This is a genomic window from Alkalisalibacterium limincola (assembly GCF_008017755.1).
GTDB lineage: Bacteria > Pseudomonadota > Gammaproteobacteria > Xanthomonadales > Xanthomonadaceae > Alkalisalibacterium > Alkalisalibacterium limincola.
The window spans coordinates 514,370-537,494 of sequence record NZ_VRTS01000001.1 but is presented as its reverse complement, the minus strand read 5'-3'; the positions used below and the strand labels follow the sequence as shown (position 1 = coordinate 537,494).

The 23,125-nt window shown below is 69.3% G+C and carries 23 protein-coding genes and 3 pseudogenes; 22 read left to right on the top strand and 4 right to left on the bottom strand.

Annotated features, from left to right (window positions below; all coding sequences use genetic code 11):
* The first annotated feature begins 25 nt into the window (after nt 1–25).
* The 3 genes from FU658_RS02610 (at nt 26) to hutG (ending at nt 3,694) form a co-directional block, all read left to right on the top strand.
* Nucleotides 26–1,291, top strand: a complete 1,266-nt coding sequence (locus tag FU658_RS02610; protein ID WP_147890643.1) for an NAD(P)/FAD-dependent oxidoreductase — start codon at nt 26–28, stop codon at nt 1,289–1,291.
* Between the two features lie 45 nt (nt 1,292–1,336).
* Complete coding sequence (locus FU658_RS02605) at nt 1,337–2,707, top strand: FAD-dependent oxidoreductase (RefSeq protein WP_147890642.1); 1,371 nt, start codon at nt 1,337–1,339, stop codon at nt 2,705–2,707.
* 207 nt (nt 2,708–2,914) lie between these two features.
* On the top strand, nt 2,915–3,694 hold the full coding sequence (gene hutG, locus FU658_RS02600) for an N-formylglutamate deformylase (RefSeq protein WP_147890641.1): 780 nt from the start codon (nt 2,915–2,917) through the stop codon (nt 3,692–3,694).
* A 23-nt stretch (nt 3,695–3,717) separates the two neighbouring features.
* On the opposite strand, the gene parE is transcribed toward hutG, so the two are convergent.
* Complete coding sequence (gene parE / locus FU658_RS02595) at nt 3,718–5,640, bottom strand: DNA topoisomerase IV subunit B (protein WP_147890640.1); 1,923 nt, start codon at nt 5,638–5,640, stop codon at nt 3,718–3,720.
* 174 nt (nt 5,641–5,814) lie between these two features.
* Here parE and FU658_RS02590 point away from each other — a divergent pair, with 174 nt between their 5' ends.
* The 10 genes and pseudogenes from FU658_RS02590 to FU658_RS02545 all read left to right on the top strand — a co-directional run bounded on the left by FU658_RS02590 (nt 5,815) and on the right by FU658_RS02545 (nt 13,382).
* Nucleotides 5,815–6,204, top strand: coding sequence for a hypothetical protein (locus FU658_RS02590; RefSeq protein WP_147890639.1), 390 nt, complete (start codon nt 5,815–5,817; stop codon nt 6,202–6,204).
* Between the two features lie 171 nt (nt 6,205–6,375).
* Nucleotides 6,376–8,030 (top strand): annotated as a pseudogene (gene pyrG, locus FU658_RS02585) (CTP synthase).
* Nucleotides 8,031–8,041: 11 nt separating this feature from the next.
* Nucleotides 8,042–8,872 (top strand): 3-deoxy-8-phosphooctulonate synthase, encoded by an 831-nt coding sequence (gene kdsA / locus FU658_RS02580; protein WP_147890738.1) that lies wholly within the window; start codon nt 8,042–8,044, stop codon nt 8,870–8,872.
* Entirely contained in the window at nt 8,869–9,204 is a 336-nt protein-coding gene (locus tag FU658_RS02575; protein ID WP_147890638.1) for a hypothetical protein, read from the top strand. Before kdsA ends, FU658_RS02575 begins: the two co-directional genes overlap by 4 nt.
* Nucleotides 9,201–10,487 carry a phosphopyruvate hydratase gene (gene eno, locus FU658_RS02570; protein ID WP_147890637.1) on the top strand — a complete coding sequence of 429 codons (1,287 nt, stop codon included), beginning with the start codon at nt 9,201–9,203 and terminating at the stop codon, nt 10,485–10,487. Before FU658_RS02575 ends, eno begins: the two co-directional genes overlap by 4 nt.
* Before the next feature lie 19 nt (nt 10,488–10,506).
* Nucleotides 10,507–10,809, top strand: coding sequence for a cell division protein FtsB (gene ftsB / locus FU658_RS02565; protein WP_147890636.1), 303 nt, complete (start codon nt 10,507–10,509; stop codon nt 10,807–10,809).
* Nucleotides 10,806–11,504: a 2-C-methyl-D-erythritol 4-phosphate cytidylyltransferase gene (gene ispD, locus FU658_RS02560; protein ID WP_147890635.1), complete on the top strand. Its 699-nt coding sequence runs from the start codon at nt 10,806–10,808 to the stop codon at nt 11,502–11,504. The genes ftsB and ispD overlap by 4 nt, the downstream gene beginning before the upstream one ends.
* A pseudogene (gene ispF / locus FU658_RS02555) lies at nt 11,497–11,983 on the top strand (2-C-methyl-D-erythritol 2,4-cyclodiphosphate synthase). Before ispD ends, ispF begins: the two are co-directional and overlap by 8 nt.
* Nucleotides 11,980–13,071, top strand: a complete 1,092-nt coding sequence (gene truD, locus FU658_RS02550; protein WP_255505356.1) for a tRNA pseudouridine(13) synthase TruD — start codon at nt 11,980–11,982, stop codon at nt 13,069–13,071. Before ispF ends, truD begins: the two are co-directional and overlap by 4 nt.
* Entirely contained in the window at nt 13,068–13,382 is a 315-nt protein-coding gene (locus FU658_RS02545) for a hypothetical protein (RefSeq protein WP_147890634.1), read from the top strand. Before truD ends, FU658_RS02545 begins: the two co-directional genes overlap by 4 nt.
* A gap of 6 nt (nt 13,383–13,388) precedes the next feature.
* Here the strand turns inward: FU658_RS02545 and FU658_RS02540 are convergent, their stop codons facing one another.
* Nucleotides 13,389–13,889 carry a Smr/MutS family protein gene (locus FU658_RS02540; protein WP_255505372.1) on the bottom strand — a complete coding sequence of 167 codons (501 nt, stop codon included), beginning with the start codon at nt 13,887–13,889 and terminating at the stop codon, nt 13,389–13,391.
* A gap of 170 nt (nt 13,890–14,059) precedes the next feature.
* Here FU658_RS02540 and surE point away from each other — a divergent pair, with 170 nt between their 5' ends.
* The 4 genes from surE to FU658_RS02520 are packed head-to-tail and all read left to right on the top strand — an operon-like array spanning nt 14,060 to nt 17,007.
* A complete protein-coding gene (gene surE / locus FU658_RS02535; RefSeq protein ID WP_147890632.1) occupies nt 14,060–14,839 on the top strand; it encodes a 5'/3'-nucleotidase SurE in 780 nt (259 codons plus the stop codon).
* Entirely contained in the window at nt 14,836–15,513 is a 678-nt protein-coding gene (locus FU658_RS02530; RefSeq protein WP_147890631.1) for a protein-L-isoaspartate(D-aspartate) O-methyltransferase, read from the top strand. The genes surE and FU658_RS02530 overlap by 4 nt, the downstream gene beginning before the upstream one ends.
* A gap of 4 nt (nt 15,514–15,517) precedes the next feature.
* Nucleotides 15,518–16,099: a YqaA family protein gene (locus FU658_RS02525; protein WP_147890630.1), complete on the top strand. Its 582-nt coding sequence runs from the start codon at nt 15,518–15,520 to the stop codon at nt 16,097–16,099.
* The gene (locus FU658_RS02520) at nt 16,099–17,007 is read left to right on the top strand and encodes a peptidoglycan DD-metalloendopeptidase family protein (protein WP_147890629.1); all 909 of its coding nucleotides are present in this window, start codon (nt 16,099–16,101) and stop codon (nt 17,005–17,007) included. Before FU658_RS02525 ends, FU658_RS02520 begins: the two co-directional genes overlap by 1 nt.
* A gap of 9 nt (nt 17,008–17,016) precedes the next feature.
* Here FU658_RS02520 and FU658_RS02515 read toward each other — a convergent pair whose 3' ends face one another.
* A complete protein-coding gene (locus tag FU658_RS02515) occupies nt 17,017–17,391 on the bottom strand; it encodes an Mth938-like domain-containing protein (RefSeq protein ID WP_147890628.1) in 375 nt (124 codons plus the stop codon).
* A gap of 4 nt (nt 17,392–17,395) precedes the next feature.
* Nucleotides 17,396–17,698, bottom strand: a complete 303-nt coding sequence (gene yhbY / locus FU658_RS02510) for a ribosome assembly RNA-binding protein YhbY (protein ID WP_147890627.1) — start codon at nt 17,696–17,698, stop codon at nt 17,396–17,398.
* Nucleotides 17,699–17,773: 75 nt separating this feature from the next.
* On the opposite strand from yhbY, the gene rlmE reads away from it, so the two are divergent.
* The 5 genes and pseudogenes from rlmE to putP all read left to right on the top strand — a co-directional run bounded on the left by rlmE (nt 17,774) and on the right by putP (nt 23,119).
* Nucleotides 17,774–18,391: a 23S rRNA (uridine(2552)-2'-O)-methyltransferase RlmE gene (gene rlmE / locus FU658_RS02505; RefSeq protein ID WP_147890626.1), complete on the top strand. Its 618-nt coding sequence runs from the start codon at nt 17,774–17,776 to the stop codon at nt 18,389–18,391.
* Nucleotides 18,392–18,405: 14 nt separating this feature from the next.
* Nucleotides 18,406–20,316 (top strand): annotated as a pseudogene (gene ftsH, locus FU658_RS02500) (ATP-dependent zinc metalloprotease FtsH); the annotation flags it as partial.
* A 97-nt stretch (nt 20,317–20,413) separates the two neighbouring features.
* Complete coding sequence (gene folP, locus FU658_RS02495) at nt 20,414–21,316, top strand: dihydropteroate synthase (RefSeq protein WP_147890625.1); 903 nt, start codon at nt 20,414–20,416, stop codon at nt 21,314–21,316.
* A gap of 310 nt (nt 21,317–21,626) precedes the next feature.
* Nucleotides 21,627–21,950, top strand: coding sequence for a sodium:solute symporter family transporter (locus FU658_RS14975; protein ID WP_255505355.1), 324 nt, complete (start codon nt 21,627–21,629; stop codon nt 21,948–21,950).
* A complete protein-coding gene (putP, locus tag FU658_RS02490) occupies nt 21,884–23,119 on the top strand; it encodes a sodium/proline symporter PutP (RefSeq protein ID WP_255505354.1) in 1,236 nt (411 codons plus the stop codon). The genes FU658_RS14975 and putP overlap by 67 nt, the downstream gene beginning before the upstream one ends.
* Nucleotides 23,120–23,125 lie beyond the last annotated feature (6 nt).

Here is a 23,125-nt window from a genome sequence, read left to right as displayed (position 1 = left end):
CCCCCTCGGCACGTAAAATGCCGTGATGGATTCCAGAGCTGACGACGTATTGATCATCGGTGGCGGGGTGATCGGCCTGGCCTGCGCCTGGTACCTGCTCAAGGCCGGGCGCCAGGTGCGGGTGGTCGAGCAGGGCGCGGTGGGCAGCGGCAGTTCGTACGGCAATTGCGGCACGATCACGCCGAGCCATGCGGCACCGCTGGCCGCGCCGGGAACGATCGGCGAGGCCCTGAAGTGGATGCTTCAGCCCGACGCCCCGTTCTACATCCGGCCGCGCTTCGACCCCGAACTGGCGGCCTGGCTCCTGCGTTTCGCCGCACGCTGCAACCGGCGCGACTATCTCGAGGCCGGACGCGCCAAGGGTCGCCTGCTCAATGCCTCGCGGCTGCTGCTGGCGGACCTGGTCGAGGACGCCCGCGTGGCTTGCGACTTCGAACCCAGCGGGTTGATCCATGTCTATCGCGACGCGCGCCGCTGGGAGCATGCCGCGGCGGTGGTCGAGGAGGTCCAGGGCTTCGGCATCGAGGCCGAGGCGTGGTCGTCCGGGCGCCTGGCGCTGGAGGAACCGTCCCTGCTGCCCGACATGGCGGGGGGGCTTTACTTCCCCGGCGACGCCAGCCTGCGCCCCGACCGTCTCGTGGTCGGACTGGCGCAGGCGGTGCGGGAGGCCGGGGGCATCATCGACGAGCGCTGCCGGGTGACGGGGTTTTCACGCGAAGCAAGCGCGATCGGCCATGTGGACACCGAGCGCGGCCGCCTGCTGGCGCGCGAGGTCGTGCTGGCCTCCGGGGCCTGGTCGGCCCCGATGGCACGCGGCCTTGGGCTGCATGTCCCGGTGCAGCCCGGCAAGGGCTATTCGATCACCTACAGCCGGCCCAGCCTGGCGCCACGTCGCCCGCTGGTGCTAGAGGAACGCAGGGTGTGCGTGACGGCCTGGAGCGACGGCTTCCGGCTCGGCAGCACGATGGAGTTCTCCGGATACGACAGTCGCCTCAATCCGACGCGGCTCAGGGCGCTGGTCCGTGGGGCAGGCGAGTACCTGCGCGAACCCGAGGGGCCGGTGCACGTGGAGGACTGGTACGGCTGGCGTCCCATGACCTGGGACGACCTGCCCATCATCGGCCGCGTGGCGGGCCTCGACAACATGACGCTGGCCACCGGCCACGGCATGCTGGGTGTCAGCCTCAGCGCCGTCACCGGGCACCTGGTCGCCGACCTGCTGTGCGGGCGCGAACCGGTCGTCGACCCGCGACCGTCCAACCCGGGCCGCTTCCGTGGCCTGGCCGCATGACCCGGATCGGATGACAGCGGCCGGGGCTTGCTGCACTCTCGAAGCATGGAAAACTCCGAATTCGACCTGATCGTCCTGGGCGCGGGCTCGGGTGGCATCGCGGCAGCCATCCGTGCGGCCGAACACGGAGCCCGGGTGGCCCTGCTGGAGCCCCACGAGCTCGGTGGTACATGCGTGAACGCCGGCTGCGTGCCGAAGAAGGCGATGTGGCTCGCCGCCGAACTGGCCTTGATGCAGAAGACCGCCACGGCGCTGTGCTTCAGTGGCGATGAGCGCACGCTCGACTGGCCACGTTTCATCGAGCACCGGCAGCGATACATCGGCAACATCCATGCCAGTTACCGCCAGCGGCTCGACGACCTAGGCGTCGTAACGCTGCGCACCCGGGGTCGGCTCGTCGGTCCCGGCCTGGTGACCTGCCTGGACGGGGCGCATAGCGGCTGGGAGCTCGCCGGCCGGGGCGTCCTGCTCGCCACCGGGGGCCGTTCGCGGCGGGCATCGATCCCCGGCGGCGAACTCGGCATCGATTCCGACGGCTTCTTCGACCTGGCGCAGCCACCGCCGAGCATCGTCCTGGTGGGCGGTGGCTATATCGCCGTGGAGCTGGCCGGCATCCTGAGTGCATTGGGCAGCAGGGTATGCATGCTGGTCCGCGGCGAGCGCCTGCTGGAACATTTCGACCTCGACCTCAGCGAGGCCGCAGCCTTGCACCTCAGGCATGTGGGCGTCGACCTCCACTTTGGTGTCGAGGTCGAGGGCGTGACCCGGTCCGGGGCGTGCTATCGCCTGCGCAAGCGGGGTTCGGCCCCCGAGGGTGAGGTCGACGAATTGCTCTGGGCGATCGGGCGGGCGCCCAACACCGAGGGCCTGGGGCTCGCCGGACTCGGCGTGGCCACCACCACGGACGGTCGGATCGAAGTCGACGCCCACGGACGCACCAGCGTGCCGGGTGTCTTCGCGATCGGCGACGTGGCCTCGCTGGGGCCACAGCTCACCCCATTGGCCGTGCGGGCAGGGCGCGCGCTGTCGGACCAGCTTTTCGGTGGCGCGCTGGCGGGGCCCCTGCTGGATGGGCCGGTGCCCACGGTGGTGTTCGGCCGTCCGCCCCTGGGCAGCATCGGCGAGTCGGAGGCGCGCGCGAAGGAGCTCTGGGGCGATGGCGCCGTGCGCGTATACCGTGGCCACTTCCGGCCGATGCTGGCGGCACTGGCCGGCAGCGAGTTGCGCGCGCTGGTGAAGCTGGTGTGCGTGGGTGAGGAGGAGCGGGTCGTGGGCCTGCATGTCGCGGGCCCGGCCGCCGACGAGATGCTGCAGGGCTTCGCGGTCGCGATGCGCATGGGCGCGACCAAAGCCGACTTCGATGCCACCGTGGCGATCCACCCGACGGCCGCCGAGGAGCTGGTCCTGCTGCGCTAGCCTGCGGCGGTGTGGCGCCCCGTGAGCCGGTCGAGAAGCTGCAGGCAGGCTGGCTTCAACGGGGACCTGACGGCTGTCGATGTCGGCGGCGGGGAAGACGCGGCGCACGGAGCCCTTCAGCTCCAGCAGGGGCAGGCGTGATGGCCGCATGTGGCAGGGGTCGTGGAGGGGACTGTCTCCAGCCGCTCTGCCCGCTATGCTGTGGCGATGGAACCGGTCTTTTCCCTCCACCAGGGCTCCGTCCCGTTGCTGGTCAGCCTGCCGCACGACGGGATCCTCGTTCCCGACGGGTTTGCCGATCGCCTGACCGAGGCCGCGCGCGGCGTTCCCGATACCGACTGGCACGTCTCCACCCTGTACGCGTTCGCCCGCGAACTGGGTGCTTCGCTCCTGGTGCCGCGTTACTCGCGCTATGTCGTCGACCTCAACCGCTCGCCGGAGGACACGTCGCTGTACCCGGGTCAGAACACCACCGGACTGTGTCCGACCCGGCGTTTCGACGGTGGGGCCGTGTATCGCGAGGGCGAGGAGCCGGGAGCGGAGGAAGTGGCGGACCGCATCGAGCGGTACTGGCAGCCCTACCACGATGTCCTGGCCGCCGAACTCGCCCGCCTGCGCCGCGCGCACGGGCGCGTGGTGCTGTGGGAAGGCCATTCGATCCGTGGCGAGGTGCCGTGGCTGTTCGAGGGCCGGCTGCCGGACCTCAACCTGGGCACCGCCACCGGCCACAGTTGCAGCGCGGCACTACAGGGCCGTCTCGAGGCGGTGCTGGCGGGGCAGGACGCGTTCGACTGGGTGGCCAACGGCCGCTTCAAGGGCGGCTACATCACCCGCCACTACGGTCGCCCCGGCGAAGGCGTGGAGGCGGTGCAACTGGAGACCAGCCAACGCACCTACATGGACGAGGACCGGTTCGAGTACCTGCCGGAAAAGGCGGCGAGGCTGCAACCGGTGCTCGAGCGCCTTCTGCAGGCCTGCCTGGAATAGGGCGTGCCAGGGCCCGTGGGTCCTCAGACCTCCAGCGTCGCCAGGTCGCCCTTGTCCTCCAGCCAGGCGCGGCGGTCGGAGGCGCGCTTCTTGCCCAGCAGCATGTCCATCAGCGCGTCGGTGCCTTCGGCGTCCTCGACCGTGAGCTGCACCAGCCTGCGGGTGTCGGGGTGGATCGCCGACTCGCGCAGCTGCGGCGGGTTCATCTCGCCCAGGCCCTTGAAGCGCGTCACGCTGACCGGACCGGACATGCCCTTCTTGTTCTCGGCCTTCTCGCGCTCGATCTTCTCCAGGAGGATGCGCTTTTCCTCTTCGTCGAGCGCGTAGAACACCTGCTTGCCCACGTCGACGCGGAACAGCGGCGGCATCGCGACGAACACATGGCCGGCGGCGACCAGTGCCGGGAAGTGTTTCAGGAACAGCGCCGAGAGCAGGGTGGCGATGTGCAGCCCGTCGGAGTCGGCGTCTGCAAGCACGATGACCTTGCCGTAGCGCAGGCCGGTGATGTCGTCCTTGCCCGGGTCGCAGCCGATCGCCACCGCCAGGTCGTGCACTTCCTGCGAGCCGAGCACCGCGCTTGATTCGACCTCCCAGGTGTTGAGGATCTTGCCGCGCAGCGGAAGGATGGCCTGGAAGTCCTTGTCGCGTGCCTGCTTGGCGCTGCCGCCGGCGGAGTCGCCCTCGACCAGGAACAACTCGGTGCGCGAGAGGTCCTGGCTGATGCAGTCGGCCAGCTTGCCCGGCAGTGCGGGGCCCTGGGTGACCTTCTTGCGCACCACCTGCTTCTCGGTCTTCAGGCGCGCCGCAGCGCGGTCGATCGCCAGCTGCGCGATCTTCTCGCCCAGCTCCACGTGCTGGTTGAGCCACAGCGAGAACGCGTCGTGGGCCACGCCCTCGACCACGCCGGCCGCCTGGCGCGAGCTCAGCCGTTCCTTGGTCTGTCCGGAGAACTGCGGGTCGGTCATCTTCAGGCTCAGCACGTAGCTGACCCGGTCCCAGACATCCTCGGGCGCCAGTTTCACGCCGCGTGGGAGCAGGCCGCGGAGGTCGCAGAATTCGCGCAGCGCATCGGTCAGGCCCGAGCGCAGGCCGTTGACGTGGGTGCCGTGCTGGGCGGTCGGGATGAGGTTGACGTAGCTTTCCTGCACCAGCTCGCCGCCGGCCATCTCGCCCGGGGGCACCCAGGCCAACGCCCAGTCGACGGTTTCGGTTTCCTTCGCCATCGCGCCGATGAACAGTTCCGGCGGCAACAGTTCCCGGTCGGCCAGTTGCGCAGCCAGGTAGTCGCGCAGGCCGTCGGCGTAGTGCCATTCGTTGCGCTCGCCACTGGCCTCGTCGAACAGCTTCACGGTCAGGCCCGGGCACAGCACCGCCTTGGCGCGCAGCAGGTGGCGCAACGGGCGCAGCGCGAACCTGGGCGTGTCGAAGTACTTCGGGTCGGCCCAGAAGCGCAGGCGGGTGCCGGTGTTGCGCTTGCCGACGGTTCCGGTCTCGGTCAGGGCGCTGTCGGTCAGGCCGTCGCGGAACGCCATGTGGTACTCGCTGCCCTCGCGCTTGATGTACACGTCCACCCGCGTCGAGAGCGCGTTGACCACGCTGACGCCGACCCCATGCAGGCCGCCGGAGAAGGTGTAGTTGCGGTTGGAGAACTTCCCGCCCGCGTGCAGGCGGGTCAGGATCAGCTCGACGCCGGGAATGCCCTCCTCGGGATGGATGTCGACCGGCATGCCGCGGCCATCGTCGGACACTTCGCAACTGCCATCGGCGAAAAGCGTGACTTCGATCGTCTTCGCATGGCCTGCCAGGGCCTCGTCGACGGAGTTGTCCACCACTTCCTGGGCCAGGTGGTTCGGGCGGGTGGTGTCGGTATACATGCCCGGGCGGCGCTTGACCGGGTCCAGGCCGGAAAGGACTTCGATATCGGCGGCGTTGTAGCGGGTATTCAAGTTCGACGGCCTTCAGCGGGGGCGGGCGCGCGATCGTGCGCCGGAGGCGGCAGGATGGCGGCGGGCCCGGGCGGGGTCAAGACGAAAGTCCAAGGCCGGGGAGGGGAGGGACGTCACCATCCTCACCTGCGGCGCGATAGACTCCGGAGAGCCGACCTGCCGGGAGAAACCCAGATGCGCAGCAGCCTGATCAGCCTTTTCGCGAGCCTGTCCGTATTGACCCTGGCCGCCTGCGGGCGGGAAGAGCCGCCGCCGCCGCCGCCCGAGCAGCCGGCACCCACCGCCGCCCAGGCGGCCCCCACGTCGGCCTCGCCGTCGATGGGGCCGATGACGCCGACCGGGCCCGTCGCCGAGCGCGAAGTCGACACCGATGGCGACCTGACGCCGCAGGAGCGCGCTGCGATCGACTCGCAACGCGCCGGCGGCGAGGCCACCACCGACGAAGACGGAACCGACGCGAAGGGCAATGTGCGCACCCACATGGAATCCGAGACCGCCCTGGCTGAAGAGACCGACACGCCGGAAGAGCACGAGATCGACGACGATGACGATCGGCACGAGTGATCGGGCGGTTCGGGGCGGTCGAGTGGGGATCCGCTGCCAGTAGGCGGGTCCGGCGATCGCCGGCCCCGCCGCAGGGCACGCCTGCGGCACGGGATGAACGCCTTCTCCCGCCGGTAGTCGCGGTGGCGGCGGTCACTCGGTAGAATAGGGTTTTCCGGCACCCTAGATCCCATGACTCCCCTGATCTTCGTTACCGGCGGTGTGGTTTCTTCCCTCGGGAAGGGCATCGCGTCGGCGTCGCTTGCCGCCATCCTCGAGGCCCGTGGCCTCCGTCCCACGTTGATGAAGCTCGATCCCTACATCAACGTGATCCGGGCACGATGAGCCCGTTCCAGCACGGCGAGGTCTACGTCACCGACGACGGGGCCGAGACCGACCTGGACCTGGGCCATTACGAGCGCTTCGTGCGCGTGCGGCTGACCCGGAAGAACTCCGTCACCACTGGACGCATCTACGAGAACGTGATCCGCAAGGAGCGCCGCGGCGACTACCTCGGTGCGACCGTCCAGGTGATCCCGCACATCACCGACGAGATCAAGCGCTGCATCGACGAGGCCACGGCCGGCTTCGACGTCGGCCTGGTCGAGATCGGCGGCACCGTGGGTGACATCGAGTCGCTGCCGTTCCTGGAGGCGATCCGCCAGATCCGCACCGAGCGCGGCCCGGACAAGGCGATCTTCATGCACCTGACCCTGGTGCCATGGATCGCCGCCGCAGGCGAGCTCAAGACCAAGCCGACCCAGCATTCGGTCAAGGAACTGCGCTCGATCGGCATCCAGCCCGACATCCTGGTGTGCCGCTCCGAGCAGCCGCTGCCGGAGTCCGAGCGCCGCAAGATCGCCCTGTTCACCAACGTGCAGGAGAAGGCGGTCATCAACGCGCTGGATGTCGACGACATCTACAAGATCCCGCTGTGGCTGCACAACCAGGGCCTCGACGACATCGTCGTGGAACGCCTGCGCCTGCAGCCCAGCCGCGAGCTGGACCTGTCGGACTGGCAGGAAGTGGTCGACGCCAACCAGAGTCCGGTCGACGAGGTCACCGTGGCGGTGGTGGGCAAGTACGTCGACCACCAGGACGCCTACAAGTCGGTCGCCGAAGCGCTCAAGCACGGTGGCCTGCGGCAGCGCACCAAGGTGCGGCTGAAGTGGCTGGAGTCCGAGGAGATCGAGAAGCAGGGCACCGGCCTGCTGGAGGACGTCGACGCGATCCTGGTGCCGGGCGGCTTCGGCGACCGGGGCTTCGAGGGCAAGGTGCTCACGTCGAAATACGCCCGCGAGAACGGCGTGCCGTACTTCGGCATCTGCTACGGCATGCAGGCGGCGGTCGTGGATTTCGCTCGCCACGTGGCCGGGCTGGAGGGCGCCAATTCCACCGAGAACGATCGCCACAATCCGCATCCGGTGATCGGGCTGATCACCGAGTGGCGCACTTCCTCGGGCGAGGTGGAACGCCGTTCGGAGGATTCCGACCTGGGCGGCACGATGCGCCTGGGCCTGCAGGAATGCCGGCTCAAGCCCGGCACCCGCGCGCGCGCGATGTACGGGCGCGACATCGTCGCGGAGCGCCATCGCCACCGCTACGAGTTCAACAACCGCTACCGCACCCAGCTCGAGGACGCCGGCCTGGTGATCTCCGCCAAGTCGATGGACGACCTGCTGGTGGAGATGGTCGAGCTGCCCGACCACCCGTGGTTCGTGGCCTGCCAGGCGCACCCGGAATTCCAGTCCACCCCGCGCGACGGCCACCCGCTGTTCGTCGGCTTCATCCGCGCCGCGCGCGAGCGACGCGCCGGTGGCGCACTGCTGAAGGAGGCCCAGGCCTGATGAGCGATCGCATGAACCTGTGTGGCTTCGAGGTCGGCCTGGACCGGCCGTTCTTCCTGATCGCCGGCCCGTGCGTGATCGAGTCGATGCAGTTGCAGCTCGACACCGCCGGTCGGCTCAAGGAAATGACCGATGCGCTCGGCATCCCCTTCATCTTCAAGTCCAGCTTCGACAAGGCCAACCGCAGCTCCTCGACCAGCTTCCGCGGCCCGGGCATGGAGGAGGGGTTGAAGGTGCTGGCCGAAGTGAAGCGGCAGATCGGCGTGCCGGTGCTCACCGACGTGCACGAGTACACGCCGATGGACGAGGTCGCCAGCGTTGTCGACGTGCTGCAGACGCCGGCCTTCCTGTGCCGGCAGACCGACTTCATCCAGAACGTGGCCCGTGCCGGCAAGCCGGTGAACATCAAGAAGGGCCAGTTCCTGGCGCCCTGGGACATGAAGCACGTGGTCGAGAAGGCGAAGGCGGTCGGCAACGGGCAGATCATGGTCTGCGAGCGGGGTGCCAGCTTCGGCTACAACAACCTGGTCTCGGACATGCGCTCGCTGGCGGTCATGCGCGAGACGCGCTGCCCGGTGGTGTTCGATGCCACGCACTCGGTGCAGCTCCCCGGCGGCCAGGGTGCCAGCTCGGGCGGCCAGCGCGAGTTCGTGCCGGTGCTCGCCCGCGCGGCGGTGGCGGTCGGCATCGCCGGGCTGTTCGCCGAAACCCATCCGGACCCGTCCAAGGCCTTGTCCGACGGCCCCAACGCGTGGCCGCTCGACCAGATGCAGGCGCTGCTCGAGACCCTGGTCGCGATCGACCGGGTCACCAAGAAGAACGGCTTCCTGGAGCAGGCGTGAGCGAAGACTCACCGGCGGTGCAGGCCGCGCGCGATGAAGCAGCGCGTCGTCACGCCGCCTATGTGCGCCTGAGCCGGTGGCTGCCGCTGCTGGCCCTGCTGGCGGTGCTGCCACTGGCGGCCGGGACGTTCTTCGACCTGGCGCTGCCGCGGCCGTTGCTGCGCACGCTGGCCGTCATGGTGCTGGCGGCCGTGGCCGGCGTGGCCGGCCTGATGGTGTGGCGCTTCCAGGCCAGCCGGCGGCTGGTCGCCGCACTCCGGGAGCAGCGGCTCGCCCGGCTGCAGGGCGAACTCAACCAATCCGTGACCCAAGGAAAGACAACAAGATCATGACCACGATCAGCACGATCCATGCACGCGAAGTCCTCGACTCCCGGGGCAACCCCACCCTCGAGGCCGAGGTGACCCTGGGCGACGGCAGTTTCGGCCGGGCCCTGGTGCCCTCGGGTGCATCCACCGGCACCCGCGAGGCGGTCGAGCTGCGTGATGGCGACCAGGCGCGCTACCTGGGCAAGGGCGTGCGCAAGGCCGTCGGCCACGTCAACGGGGACATCGCCCGCGCGCTGTCGGGTTTCGACGCCGCCGACCAGGCCGGCCTGGACGCGAAGCTGATCGCGCTCGACGGCACCGAGAACAAGGGTCGGCTGGGCGCCAATGCGCTGCTGGGCGTGTCGATGGGCGCCGCCCATGCGGTGGCCGCCTCTCGCCGGCTGCCGCTGTGGTGCCACCTGGCCAGCGGACGGGAAGTGGCGCTGCCGGTGCCGATGATGAACATCATCAACGGCGGTGCGCACGCCGACAACAATGTCGACATGCAGGAGTTCATGATCCTGCCGGTCGGCTTCGACCGCTTCTCCGAGGCGCTGCGCGCCGGCACGGAGATCTTCCACGCGCTGCGCTCGGTGCTGCGCGAGCGCGGACTGAGCACCGCCGTGGGCGATGAAGGCGGTTTCGCGCCCGACCTGCGCTCCAACGAGGAGGCCCTGGAGACGATCCTGGAAGCGGTCGAGAAGGCGGGTTACACCGCCGGTGACGACATCCTGCTGGGCCTGGACGTCGCCAGTTCGGAGTTCCACTCCGAGGGCCGTTACCACCTGGCCGGCGAGGGCAAGCGGCTCGACGCCGGGCAGTTCGTCGACTTCCTCGAGGACTGGTGCGACAAATACCCGATCGTGACGATCGAGGACGGCATGGACGAGGCCGACTGGGAAGGCTGGAAGCTCCTCAGCGACCGCCTGAACTCGAAGGTCCAGCTGGTCGGCGACGACCTGTTCGTGACCAACCCGAAGATCTTCCGCGAAGGCATCGATCGCGGCATCGGCAACGCCATCCTGATCAAGGTCAACCAGATCGGCACGCTGACCGAGACGCTGGAGGCGATCGCGATGGCCGACCAGGCCGGCTATGCCGCGGTCGTCTCGCACCGCTCCGGCGAAACCGAGGACACCACGATCGCCGACATCGCCGTGGCGACCACGGCCACGCAGATCAAGACCGGATCGCTGTGCCGCTCCGACCGCGTGGCGAAATACAACCAGCTGCTGCGCATCGAGGAGGCGTTGGGCGCCAAGGCGCGCTATGCCGGCCGCGATGCATTCCTGCACATGAAGCGCTGAGGGAGCCTACGCCGCCGTGATGCGCCTGCTCGCCGTGCTGCTGGTCGCGCTGCTGATTGCGCTGCAGGTGCGCCTGTGGAGCGGTGCGACCGGTCGCGGCGAGGTGGACCGCCTGGGGGAGGCTGTGGCCACCCAGTCGCGGGAGAACGATCGGCTGAAGTTGCGCAACGACGCGCTGGCGGCGGAAGTCGACGACCTCAAGGAAGGCGAGGATGCGGTGGAGGAGCGTGCACGCGCGGAACTGGGGATGATCCGGCCCGGTGAAGTCTTCTACCGCATCGTGGAGGACGCGCCCGCGCCCGCTCCGGAGCGGCGACGGTGAGCTGGGTGGTGGTCCCGGCGGCAGGCCGGGGCCTGCGCTTTGGCGCCGAGGTGCCCAAGCAGTACCTGCCGCTGTTGGGCGAGCCCTTGATCGCGCACACGCTCGACCGCCTGCTCGCGCATCCCCGCATTACCGGCGCGATGGTGGTCCTGGCACCCGGGGACGCCCATTGGCCGGGGTGGCGCGATCGTGTCGGAAAGCCGGTGCTGACCGCGCCGGGTGGCGGTGAGCGCGCCGACTCGGTGCTGGCCGGCCTGCAGGCGCTGCCGGCCACGGTGGCCGACGAGGACTTCGTCCTGGTGCACGATGCCGCACGCCCCTGCCTGGCCCGCGTCGATCTAGACCGTCTGTTCGAGCGCGCCGGGCGGCATCCGGTGGGTGGCCTGCTTGCGGCCCCGGTGCGTGACACGCTCAAGCGGGCCGACGAGGCGTGCCGGGTCGTGGCCACCGAGCCCCGCGAGTCCCTCTGGAGGGCGCTGACGCCGCAGATGTTCCGGCGCGGCGGATTGCAGCGAGCGTTGCTGGCCGCAGCCGCCGCAGGCGTGGTGGTGACCGACGAGTCGATGGCGATGGAGCGGCTCGGCCTCAAGCCGCTGCTGGTGGAAGGGCGCGAGGACAACATCAAGGTCACCACCCGGGCGGATCTCGCCCTTGCCGCCTTCATCCTTTCGCGTTCGGGAGAGTCCCATGGCTGATCGCCACCCCCGCATCGGTACCGGATTCGATGTCCATGCCTTCGGTGAGGGCGACCACGTGGTCCTGGCAGGTGTGCGCATCGCCCACGACCAGGGCCTGTTGGCGCATTCCGATGGCGATGTGGCCATCCACGCGCTGTGCGATGCGATGCTGGGCGCGCTGGCCCTGGGCGACATCGGGCGGCATTTCCCGCCCAGCGATCCGCGCTGGCGCGATGCCGACAGCCGCAGTTTCCTGAGGCACTGCCTCGCGCTGGTTCGTGGGCAGGGCTATGCGCTGGGCAATGCCGACCTGACGATCATCTGCGAGCGGCCCCGGGTGGGCCCACGTGGCCGCGATGCGCGAGGTGCTGGCCGCGGACCTGCAGGTCGATGCCGGCGTGGTCAGCGTCAAGGCGACGACGACCGAACGGCTGGGCTTCACCGGCCGCGGCGAGGGCATCGCCGCGCAGGCGGCCGTGCTCCTGGTGCCGGCGTGAACGATTTTTCGCTGGTCCGGGCCTTCGGTCCGCCGTTGCTGACGGGGGTGATGCGAAGCGAGCCCGAGGACTTCCGGGTGGAGGAACTGCCGGCCTTCGAGCCCAGTGGCGAGGGCGAGCACCTGCTGCTGGAGGTCGAGAAGCGCGGCATGAACACCGCGTTCGTCGCGCGCCACCTCGCGCAGTGGGCCGGGGTGCCGGAGCATGCGGTCGGCTACGCCGGCCTCAAGGACCGGCACGCACTCACGCGGCAGCGCTTCAGCGTGCACCTGCCCAAGCGGGTGGCTCCCGAGCTTTCCGGCCTGGAGCTCGATGGAATGCAGGTGCTGTCGAGCACCTGGCATGCGCGCAAGCTGCCGCGCGGTGCACTGGCCGGCAATCGCTTCGTGCTGACCCTGCGCGAGGTGGAAGGGGACCGCTCCGCGCTGCAGGCGCGGGTGGAGCGCATCCTCGCCACCGGCCTGCCCAACTTCTTCGGTGAACAGCGCTTCGGGCGCGGCGGCGGCAACATCGAGGCGGCGCGCGCGATGTTCGCCGGTCGTCGGGTCAGGCGCGACCAGCGCTCGATCCTGCTCTCTGCCGCCCGGTCGGCCGTGTTCAATGCGGTGCTGGCGCGTCGTGTGCTGGAGGGTGACTGGGCCACGGGCGGCGAAGGCGAGGTGTGGATGCTCGACGGATCGCGCAGCGTCTTCGGTCCGGAGCCGCTGGATGAGGAGTTGCGGGCGCGGGCGGCGTCACTGGACATCCATCCCACCGGCCCGTTGTGGGGCCGGGGCGAGCTGCGCAGCGAGGATGCGGTCCGCGCGCTCGAGGAGGCGGTGGCCGCCGGTTTCAGCGACCTTCTGGAGGGGCTGGAAGCCGCCGGCCTCAAGCAGGAGCGTCGGGCGCTGCGGATCCGGGTGCCGTCGATCCGCCTGGAGTGGCTGACCGGGCGGGTCTTGCGCCTGGGCTTCGACCTGCCGCCGGGGGCCTATGCCACGGGCGTCCTGCATGAGCTGGGCGATGTGCGTGGTGCGGCATCCGGGGCGGGCGGCGAGGCCCGGGAAGGGGACGGCCAGCGGCACGATCGGGGCGATGGACGGTCGTGATCGACACGCCGGAAAAGGCGTATGCTGAACAGACACCCCTGAATGGAGCCCAATGGTGGGGTGTGGATCGATCCGGAGGTCATATGAAGACGTCTCGTCCGATGCTGATTTGCTTGCTGGTCGCCGCAACGGCGCTCCTGGCGGGTTGCGCCACCCCGCAAACCGCCCACACCGAGCCCCAGCCGGGCCGCTACTACGTCGACGGTGCCTACGTGCAGGCGGTCGAACGGGCGGCCCGCACGCGGGGAGTGACCGTGCACTGGATCAACGCGCCTGAAAGCAAGGCCGGCGACCAGCGCACTGGCAACTGACCGCGCTCAGCGGCCCTGGCGGCCGCCGAGCAGCACCAGCACCGCCCCGGTGCCTCCCTGGCGCGCCGGAGCGGACACATAGGCCAGCACGTCACCGCGCTGGCCCAGGGTCCTGTCGACCAGCAGTTTGAGGACCGGGGTTCCGAATTCGGAGTTCCGGCCTTTGCCGTGGATGATCCGCACGCAGTGCTGGTCGGACTGGTGGGCCTGCGCCAGGAATTCGCGCAGCACGGTTTCCGCCTCGGCGACGCGCAGGTGGTGCAGGTCGACTTCGTCCTCGACGGCGAACTCGCCGCGCTTCAGCCGCCGGAAGAGCCGGTCGGGGAAGCCGGGGCGACGGAAGGACAGCGGTTCGCCCGGGTCGGCAAGGCTGGCGTCGAACGGCCGCTGCCGCAGGTCGCGGATCGCCTCGGCCTCATCGTGTTCGCGTTGCCGCGGTCGCGGTGCCGGTTTCGGACGCTGCGGCGGTGGCGCGGGCGGCTCCGGAAGCGCCCGCACCGGGCCGATCGCGTCGCGGAACAGTCGCGCGTCCTCGGGGTCCGGGGCGGGGCCCGCACACGGCTGGGAGGCTTCGGTCGCTTGCTCATGGGGCCAGACTAACCGGCCGAAGCGGGAAAGGCATGCCAGCGAAAGCGGTGTCCGGGCTGGTATCATCCTCGGCTTTGGCGGAAGCAACGATGCGTGTACTGGTCAGCAACGACGACGGCGTGGATGCCACCGGCATCAAGGTGCTCGCCGCCTGCCTGCGCAAGGCCGGGCACGAGGTCGTCGTGGTGGCGCCTGACCGCGACCGTTCGGGTGCCAGCAACTCGCTGACGCTCGACCAGCCGATCCGCGCGGTTCGCGTCGACGAAGACACCTGGCGCATCGCCGGAACGCCCACCGACTGCGTCCACCTGGCGCTGTCGGGCCTGCTCGACTTCGACCCCGACATCGTCGTGTCGGGCATCAACAACTTCGCCAACCTCGGCGACGACGTGATCTATTCCGGCACGGTCGCCGCGGCGATGGAAGGGCGTTTCCTCGGCCTGCCCGCCATAGCCATCTCGCTGGCGACCGGCGACCACAAGGGACGCCATTTCGAGACCGCGGGACGTGCGGCGGTCGAGATCACCGCGCGCCTGCTGGTGGACCCGTTGCCGGCCGACACCATCCTCAACGTCAACGTGCCCGATCTGCCGTGGAAGGACGTCCGGGGCTTCGAGGTGACGCGGCTCGGGCATCGGCACCGCGCCGAGGCCTGCATCCCGATGGAGGATCCACGCGGGCGTACGGTCTGGTGGATCGGTCCGCCTGGCGCCGAGCAGGATGCCGGTGCGGGCACCGACTTCCATGCCGTGCGCACCGGGAACATCTCCATCACGCCCATCCACGTCGACCTGACCCGTTACCAGGCGCTCGACAAGGTGGCCAGCTGGGTCGGTGGCCTGGGCGAGGCAGTGAAGCAGGGCCAATGAATCCAAGGTTCCGACTCAACCCCGAGGCCGCCGGACAGGGCATGACGTCCCAGCGCGCCCGCGACCGCATGATCGAGCGCCTGCGCGAGAACGGTATCCGCAACGAGGACGTGCTGGCGGCGATGCGCTCGGTGCCGCGCCATCTGTTCATCGACGAGGCACTGGCGTCACGGGCCTACGAGGACACGGCGCTGCCGATCGGCTGCGGCCAGACCATTTCCCAGCCCTGGGTGGTGGCGCGCATGACCGAGGCGCTGCTGGAGTTCGGCCGGCCGGCGCGGGTGCTGGAAGTGGGGACGGGCTCTGGCTACCAGGCCGCCGTGCTGTCGCTGCTGGTCGAGCAGGTGCTGACCGTGGAGCGGATCGACGAGCTGTTGCGGCCCACGCGGCGGCGGCTGCTGAAGCTGGGCATGCGCAACGTGCGCTGCCGGTACGACGATGGCCGGGTCGGCTGGCCCGATGCGGCCCCGTTCGACGCGATCATCGTGACGGCCGGCGGGGCCGCGCTGGAGCAGGCGCTGTTCGACCAGCTCAATCCGGGCGGCGTCCTGATCGCGCCGGTCGGCGGGCCATCGGCCCAGCAGTTGCTGCGCTTCCATCGAACCGGGGATGGCCTCGTGCAGGATGACCTCGGCCCGGTCGTGTTCGTGCCACTTCTCTCGGGCCTGGGCTGACACCTTGAAGATCTTCGGACCCATCTACGACCGCTGCCTGCGCCTGGCAGCCCACCGCCACGCGCCTGCCTACCTGGCCGGCGTGAGCGCCAGCGAGTCGGTCATCTTCCCGGTGCCGCCGGACGTCATGCTGGCGCCAATGGCGCTGGCGCAGCCGAAGAAGTGGTGGCGATTCGCGCTGATCTGCACGGTGGCGTCCGTGCTGGGTGGCTTGCTTGGCTACGCGCTGGGCAGCCTGGCGCTCGAGGCGGTGTGGCCGTGGATCGAGCGCGCCGGCAAGGTCGAGACCTTCCACGAAATCCAGGAGCTGTTCACGCGCTACGGGTTCTGGATCATCTTCGTCGCCGGCTTCACCCCGATCCCCTACAAGGTGTTCACCGTCGCCGCCGGCGCGGCCGGCATCGGGCTGGTGCCGTTCACCCTGGGCTCACTCGTCGGGCGGGGCATGCGTTACTTTCTCGTGGCGGGCCTGGTGGCCTTCGGTGGGGAGCGCCTGGAGCGACTGATCCGGCGTTACGTGGAATGGTTGGGCTGGGGCGTGGCCGTTGCGGTGCTCCTCGCCCTGGTGTGGCTGGAGGTGCGTTGATGGGTGCAGTCGGGCTGCGTGCGGTCGCGGTTCTCGTCGTGCTGGCTTTGTTGGCCGGATGCGGGCGCTCGAACGTGGTGCGTCGCGAGTCCGGGGTCCAGGCACCCAGGACCTCGCAGCCGGCCGCCAGGCCGGCTGCCGGCGCGACGCAGGCCGAGGCGGTCGTGGCGCGGGGCGAAACGCTCTATGGCATCGCGTTCCGGCACGGTCTGGACTATCGGGAAGTCGCGCGCTGGAACGGGATCGGCGCGCCCTACACGATCTACCCCGGGCAGCGCATCCGCCTGCAGCCGCCTGGCGGGGCGCCAGCGCCGACACAGACGGCTGCTGCGCGTCCCGCGGCGCAGCCTGCGCCGGATACGCGTTCCTCGAGGGCGACCGCGGCGTCCTCGCGGCGCGGGCAGGCGGCCACCAGCCCGTCACCGGCCACGCCCGGCACCACGCCCGCCACGGGACAGGCCACGGCTCCGGCGGCTGCCACCCCTTCCACCGGCGCCTCGGGCGTGTCGGCCCCGGCACCGGTGGTCGCCACGGGTCCGGTCGCATGGCGGTGGCCCGCCGACGGCCAGCTGGTCGGGCGCTTCGTCGATGGCGAGAGCACGCGGCAGGGCATCGACATCGCCGGCCAGTCCGGGCAGGAAGTCCGTGCCGCCGCGGATGGCGTGGTGGTGTACTCCGGCTCGGGTCTGGTGGGCTACGGGGAGCTGATCATCATCAAGCACACCGACGAATGGCTGTCGGCCTACGGCCACAACCGGCGCCGGCTGGTCGAGGAAGGCCAGTCCGTTCGTGGTGGCCAGCAGGTGGCCGAGATGGGGCGAAGCGGCGCGAGCCGCGACATGCTGCACTTCGAGATCCGCCGCAACGGTCGCCCGGTGGACCCGCTGCAGCACCTGCCGCGTCGCTGAGGCTCGGGCTCAGCCCGGCAGCAGGAACGCCGCGACGACGCTTCGGCCTTCGGCGGCGAGCACATTGTAGGTACGTGCCGCGGCGGCGTTGTCCATTACTTCGATGCCGACACCCCGGGTGAGGCAGGCGGCCATGACGGCCTGGGAGGGGAAGCGCTGCACCGGGCCGCTGCCCAGCAGCACGACTTCCGGTGCCAGCGACAGGGCCTGTTCCAGGTGGCCCGGCTCAAGGCTCGGGCAATCCAGCGGTGGCCAGTCCTCGATCAGCCCGGAGGGGTAGACGATGAAGCTGCTCGCCAGGGAACGATCGTTCACCTCGATCGTGCCGGCCTCGACGCGCCGCACGACGTAGCCTGCCGGATTGCTGTCCTGTTGCAGTTGCATCGCGTCAGCGCGGCAGGACGACCTGCGGCTTCTTTTCGCGGCCGCGGTACAGCACTGCGGTGTTGCCGATGCGCTGCACCAGGGACGCGTCGGCGCGCGTGGCCAGGTCGGCGATCCAGGCGTCGCGCGTTTCGCGATCCTCCGCGGCCAGCTTGACCTTGACCAGTTCGTGGGTATCCAGGACCAGGTCGAGTTCGGCGACCACGCCTTCGGTGATGCCCTTGCCGCCCACCAGCAGGACCGGCTTGAGGCCGTGGGCCAGGCCGCGAAGGTAGCGCTTCTGGGTGGGGGTGAGTTGGGTCGGCATGGTCGGGTTCAGGGCGGGGCAGGGGGCGGAAAGGGTATCATGGGGAACCGTTTCGACGACTGGCACCGCCCTCCCATGGCCCGCAGCAAGAGCAGCCAGCAATGGCTGCAACGACATTTCTCCGATCCCTACGTGAAAAAGGCGCAGGCGGAGGGACTGCGTTCGCGGGCCGCGTTCAAGCTCGAGGAGCTCATCGACCGCGACCGGCTGGTCAAGCCGGGGATGGTCGTGGTCGACCTCGGCGCGGCCCCGGGGGGCTGGTCGCAGCTGGCCCGCAACCGCCTGGGCTCGACCGGCCGGGTGATCGCGCTCGACATCCTGGAGATGGCTTCCATAGCCGGTGTCGAGTTCCTTCACGGCGACTTCAGGGAGGCGGAAGCACTTTCTCGGCTGAAGGCTTTGCTGGGCGATGATGAGGCCGACCTTGTGCTTTCGGACATGGCCCCCAACTTCAGTGGCGTGGAGTCGGTGGACCAGCCCCGATCGATGTACCTGGTGGAGCTGGCCCGCGATTTCGCCCAGGACCACCTCAGGCCCGGTGGCAGCTTCCTGGCGAAGCTGTTCATGGGCGTTGGATTCGACGAATTTGTCCGCGACCTCCGCACACGCTATGGCAAGGTGGTGGTTCGCAAACCCAAGGCCTCCCGCAGCCGCTCCCCGGAGGTTTACGTGCTGGCGACCGGCAAGCGCTGAGAGGAATGATGTAGATGAACGATCTGGCCAAGAATCTGTTGCTCTGGGTAATCGTCGCCGTCGTGCTGATGATGGTCTTCCAGAGCTTCAACACCCGCGAGCAGCAGCCGGTGCTCTACAACGAGTTCGTGGCCCAGGTGCGCGCGGGCGAGATCTCCAAGGTGGTGATCGAGGACGCGGGCCGTACCCGCACGATCACCGCGCAGCGGCGGTCGGGTGGTTCGTTCACGGTGATCGCGCCTCAGGACGACAAGCTGGTCGACGACCTGCTGTACCACGAGGTCGCTATCCAGCAGGAAGAGTCGAGGATGACCTTCGGGATGATCTTCCTCAGCCTCCTGCCCTATATCCTGTTCATCGCGATCTTCATCTTCTTCATGCGCCAGCTGCAGTCCGGTGGCGGCGGCAAGGGCGCGATGAGCTTCGGCAAATCGCGCGCGAAGATGCAGAGCGAGGACCAGGTCAAGGTCAACTTCGGCGACGTGGCGGGTTGCGACGAGGCCAAGGAGGAGGTCGGCGAACTCGTCGAGTTCCTCCGCGACCCGGGCAAGTTCCAGAAATTCGGCGGCAAGATCCCCCGCGGCGTGTTGATGGTCGGCCCCCCGGGCACCGGCAAGACGCTGCTGGCGCGGGCGATCGCCGGCGAGGCCAAGGTGCCGTTCTTCTCGATCTCCGGCTCCGACTTCGTCGAGATGTTCGTCGGCGTGGGTGCCAGCCGGGTGCGCGACATGTTCGAGCAGGCCAAGAAGCACGCGCCGTGCATCATCTTCATCGACGAGATCGATGCGGTGGGACGTCATCGTGGTGCCGGCCTGGGCGGCGGACACGACGAGCGCGAGCAGACCCTGAACCAGCTGCTGGTCGAGATGGACGGCTTCGAGGGTGGCGAGGGCGTCATCGTGGTCGCGGCCACCAACCGTCCCGACGTGCTCGACCCGGCCCTGCTGCGCCCGGGCCGCTTCGACCGCCAGGTCGTGGTCGGCCTGCCCGACGTGCGCGGCCGTGACCAGATCCTCAAGGTGCACATGCGCAAGGTGCCGCTGGCCGACGATGTCGAGCCGATGGTCATCGCGCGCGGCACCCCGGGTTTCTCCGGTGCCGACCTGGCCAACCTGGTCAACGAGGCGGCGCTGTTCGCCGCGCGCGAGAACGCGCGCGACGTGCGCATGGACCATTTCGACAAGGCCCGCGACAAGATCCTGATGGGTGCCGAGCGTCGTTCCATGGCGATGAGCGAGGACGAGAAGAAGCTCACCGCCTACCACGAGGCCGGCCACGCCATCGTCGGCCGCGTCGTGCCCGAGCACGATCCGGTCTACAAGGTGACGATCATCCCCCGCGGCCGTGCGCTGGGCGTCACGATGTACCTGCCGGAGGGCGACAAGTACTCGATCAACAAGGTCGCGATCCGCAGCCAGCTGTGTTCGCTCTACGGCGGTCGCGTGGCCGAGGAGCTGATCTTCGGCGACGACCAGGTGACCACCGGCGCGTCCAACGACATCGAGCGCGCCACCAAGATGGCCCGCAACATGGTCACCAAGTGGGGCCTTTCCGACGAGTTGGGCCCGATCGCCTACAGCGACGACGAGGACGAGGTGTTCCTGGGCCGCTCGGTGACCCAGCACAAGTCGGTGTCCGACGACACGGCGCGCAAGATCGACGAGGTGGTGCGATCAATCCTCGACAAGGCCTACGAGCGCACCCGCGAGATCCTGACCGAGAACATCGACAAGCTGCACGTGATGGCCGAGGCGCTGCTGCAGTACGAGACGATCGACGCCAAGCAGATCGACGCGATCATGGAGGGCCGCGAGGTGCCGCCGCCGGTCGACTGGAGCAATACCGGTCGCGGCGACAAGCCCAGCGACGGCGAGGGCGGGGGCAAACCCGCCGCCGGGCCGATCGGCGGCCCGCACCGCAGGTCTGAGCCACGCGGACATGCGCCAGGCGACGCCCCTCCAGCGAGGGGCGTCGTCGTTTTCGCGCTACGCTGTGGCTCCCTCGGCCGCGCATCCTCCTTCCATGTTCGACGATCCCTCCGTGCCCCGACTCGACTGCGCCGGCCGCGTGCTGGTGCTCGACCGCCCGCGCATCATGGGCATCGTCAACGTGACGCCGGACTCGTTCTCCGACGGGGGGCGGCTGGACACGCCGGAGGCGGCTATCGCGCACGGCCTGGCCTTGGTCGAGGCCGGTGCGGACCTGCTCGATGTCGGTGGCGAGTCCACCCGCCCCGGGGCGCAGGATGTGTCCGGGGACGATGAGCTGGCACGGGTGTTGCCGGTGATCGAGGGCCTGCTGGCGCGCACCAGCGTGCCGGTCTCCGTGGATACCTCGAAGGCCCCGGTGATGCGTGCGGCACTCGCCGCGGGGGCAGGCCTGGTCAACGATGTGTACGCGCTGCGTCGCGAGGGTGCGCTGGAGGCGGTGGCGGAGGCCGGCGTGCCGGTGGTGCTGATGCACATGCAGGGGGAGCCACGCAGCATGCAGGAGGCTCCCGAGTACCACGACGTGGTGGCCGAGGTGCACGCGTTCCTGGCGCAGCGGGTCTTTGCCTGCGAGATGGCGGGCATCCCGAAGAGTCGCCTGGTGCTCGATCCGGGGTTCGGGTTTGGCAAGACGCTCGAACACAACCTGGCCCTGCTGGCGCGGCTGGACCGGTTCGGCGACCTGGGCTGCCCGGTCCTGGCGGGCCTTTCGCGCAAGCGCATGATCGGGGAGTTGACCGGGCGGGAGGTGGACGACCGCATCGCGGGCTCGACCGCAGCCGCATTGATCGCCGTGCAGCGCGGCGCGAGGATCCTGCGCGTGCACGACGTGGCCGCGACGCGCGACATGTTGCAGGTATGGGTGGCGGTTGACGGCCAGCCGCTGCCTCGCGTGTCGAAGGCGTCCGCTGCGCCGCGCTGGCCCGACGACGAGTAGCCCTCGGGCGAACGGCGTGGTCATGGCATCGCCACAGCGGCGCAAGTGCGTGCCCACGAAGCAACTTCGGGAGCTGTCCACAGGCTTTCCCCATGGCTTGTCCACACGTTTTGTGGATAGCGCGGAGCTGGGTGGTCATGGAATCGTCAAGTCGGCCGACAGCCGCGCCAGCATTGGTTGGTGGGGTTCCATCCACAGGCTTTCCCCACCGCTTTTCCACACCTGCTGTGGACAAGCGCCGGGTCGGGCGGGGTTCGGTTCGCGGCGACAACTGCGTTAGGCTGTCGCGCTTTCGCCGTACTGGAGTTGCATGAACGTATCCACGCCGACCTACGTAGCCTTCGCGCTGTACATGCTTGGCCTGGTCGTGATCGGCTACTACGCCTGGCGACGTACGAACGATTTCGACGACTACATCCTCGGCGGGCGCAAACTCGGACCGACGGTCACCGCGCTGTCGGCGGGTGCTTCCGACATGAGCGGCTGGCTGCTGCTTGGCCTGCCCGGGGCGATCTTCCTGAGCGGCCTGTCGGAAATGTGGATCGGCGTGGGCCTGGTGGCGGGCGCGTGGCTGAACTGGACGCTGGTTGCCGGACGCTGCGCGCCTATACCGAACGCGCGAACAACTCGCTGACGTTGCCGGACTACTTCACCCACCGGTTCGAGGACCGCAGCCGCCTGCTGCGGGTCGTGCCCGCGCTTGTCATCCTCGTGTTCTTCGCCCTCTACGTCGCCTCCGGCGTGGTCGCCGGCGGCCGCCTCATCGAGGGCGTGTTCGGCGTGCCCTACGCCACGGCGATCTGGATCGGTGCCGGCGTGACCATCGCCTATACGCTGGTGGGCGGTTTCCTGGCCGTGAGCTGGACCGACACGGCGCAGGGACTGCTGATGTTGTTCGCGCTGGTGGTGACGCCGATCACCGTGGTCTATTTCAATGGCGGCTTCGCCGATTCCGTGGCGCTGGTGCGCGAGGTCGACGTGGCCTACCTCAGCCTGGTCGGGGCTGGCGGCTGGGTGGCCATCGTGTCGGGCCTGGCCTGGGGCCTGGGCTATTTCGGCCAGCCGCACATCCTGGTGCGTTTCATGGCCGCCGAATCGGTGGCATCCATTCCCACCGCGCGGCGCATCGGCGTGGGCTGGATGTTGCTGTGCCTGTTCGGTTCGCTGGGCGTGGGCTTCTTCGGCATCGGCTGGTTCGCCAACAATCCCGAGTTCGCCGGGCCGGTCCAGGAGAACGCCGAGCGCGTGTTCCTGTCGCTGGTCACGGTCGTGTTCCATCCTTGGATCGCCGGCATCCTGCTCTCGGCGATCCTGGCCGCGATCATGTCCACGCTCAACAGCCAGTTGCTGGTGTGTTCGAGCGCGCTGACCGAGGATTTCTACCGCGCCTTCCTGCGGCGCACGGCCAGCCAGGTGGAACTGCTCTGGGTCGGCCGCATCACGCTGCTGCTGGTGTCGCTGGTGGCGATCTGGATGGCGCGCGACCCCGACGCGCGCGTGCTGCAGCTGGTCAGCTACGCCTGGGCCGGCTTCGGCGCCGCCTTCGGGCCGGTCATCGTCCTGTCGCTGCTGTGGCGGCGCATGACCCGCGATGGCGCGTTGGCCGGCATGCTGGTGGGCTCGCTGGTCGTGCTGGTGTGGAACCGCTTTGGCTGGTTCGGGGTGTACGAGATGATCCCGGGCGTGGCGCTGGCCACGCTTGCGATCGTCGGCGTCAGCCTGTTGGGCCGGCCGCCTGCGACCTCGGTCGACGACACCTTCACCGGGATGGAAGGCGACATGCGCGACGCCAGGGGTGTTTGAGCGGAA

Bases quoted from the DNA above. Each gene is read 5' to 3' on its own strand.
- FU658_RS02610 (WP_147890643.1), top strand. From the start codon at position 26: ATGGATTCCAGAGCTGACGACGTATTGATCATCGGTGGCGGGGTGATC.
- FU658_RS02605 (WP_147890642.1), top strand. From the start codon at position 1,337: ATGGAAAACTCCGAATTCGACCTGATCGTCCTGGGCGCGGGCTCGGGT.
- hutG (WP_147890641.1), top strand. From the start codon at position 2,915: ATGGAACCGGTCTTTTCCCTCCACCAGGGCTCCGTCCCGTTGCTGGTC.
- FU658_RS02590 (WP_147890639.1), top strand. From the start codon at position 5,815: ATGCGCAGCAGCCTGATCAGCCTTTTCGCGAGCCTGTCCGTATTGACC.
- kdsA (WP_147890738.1), top strand. From the start codon at position 8,042: ATGAACCTGTGTGGCTTCGAGGTCGGCCTGGACCGGCCGTTCTTCCTG.
- eno (WP_147890637.1), top strand. From the start codon at position 9,201: ATGACCACGATCAGCACGATCCATGCACGCGAAGTCCTCGACTCCCGG.
- ftsB (WP_147890636.1), top strand. From the start codon at position 10,507: ATGCGCCTGCTCGCCGTGCTGCTGGTCGCGCTGCTGATTGCGCTGCAG.
- surE (WP_147890632.1), top strand. From the start codon at position 14,060: ATGCGTGTACTGGTCAGCAACGACGACGGCGTGGATGCCACCGGCATC.
- FU658_RS02530 (WP_147890631.1), top strand. From the start codon at position 14,836: ATGAATCCAAGGTTCCGACTCAACCCCGAGGCCGCCGGACAGGGCATG.
- FU658_RS02520 (WP_147890629.1), top strand. From the start codon at position 16,099: ATGGGTGCAGTCGGGCTGCGTGCGGTCGCGGTTCTCGTCGTGCTGGCT.
- FU658_RS02515 (WP_147890628.1), bottom strand. From the start codon at position 17,391: ATGCAACTGCAACAGGACAGCAATCCGGCAGGCTACGTCGTGCGGCGC.
- yhbY (WP_147890627.1), bottom strand. From the start codon at position 17,698: ATGCCGACCCAACTCACCCCCACCCAGAAGCGCTACCTTCGCGGCCTG.
- rlmE (WP_147890626.1), top strand. From the start codon at position 17,774: ATGGCCCGCAGCAAGAGCAGCCAGCAATGGCTGCAACGACATTTCTCC.
- folP (WP_147890625.1), top strand. From the start codon at position 20,414: ATGTTCGACGATCCCTCCGTGCCCCGACTCGACTGCGCCGGCCGCGTG.
- FU658_RS14975 (WP_255505355.1), top strand. From the start codon at position 21,627: ATGAACGTATCCACGCCGACCTACGTAGCCTTCGCGCTGTACATGCTT.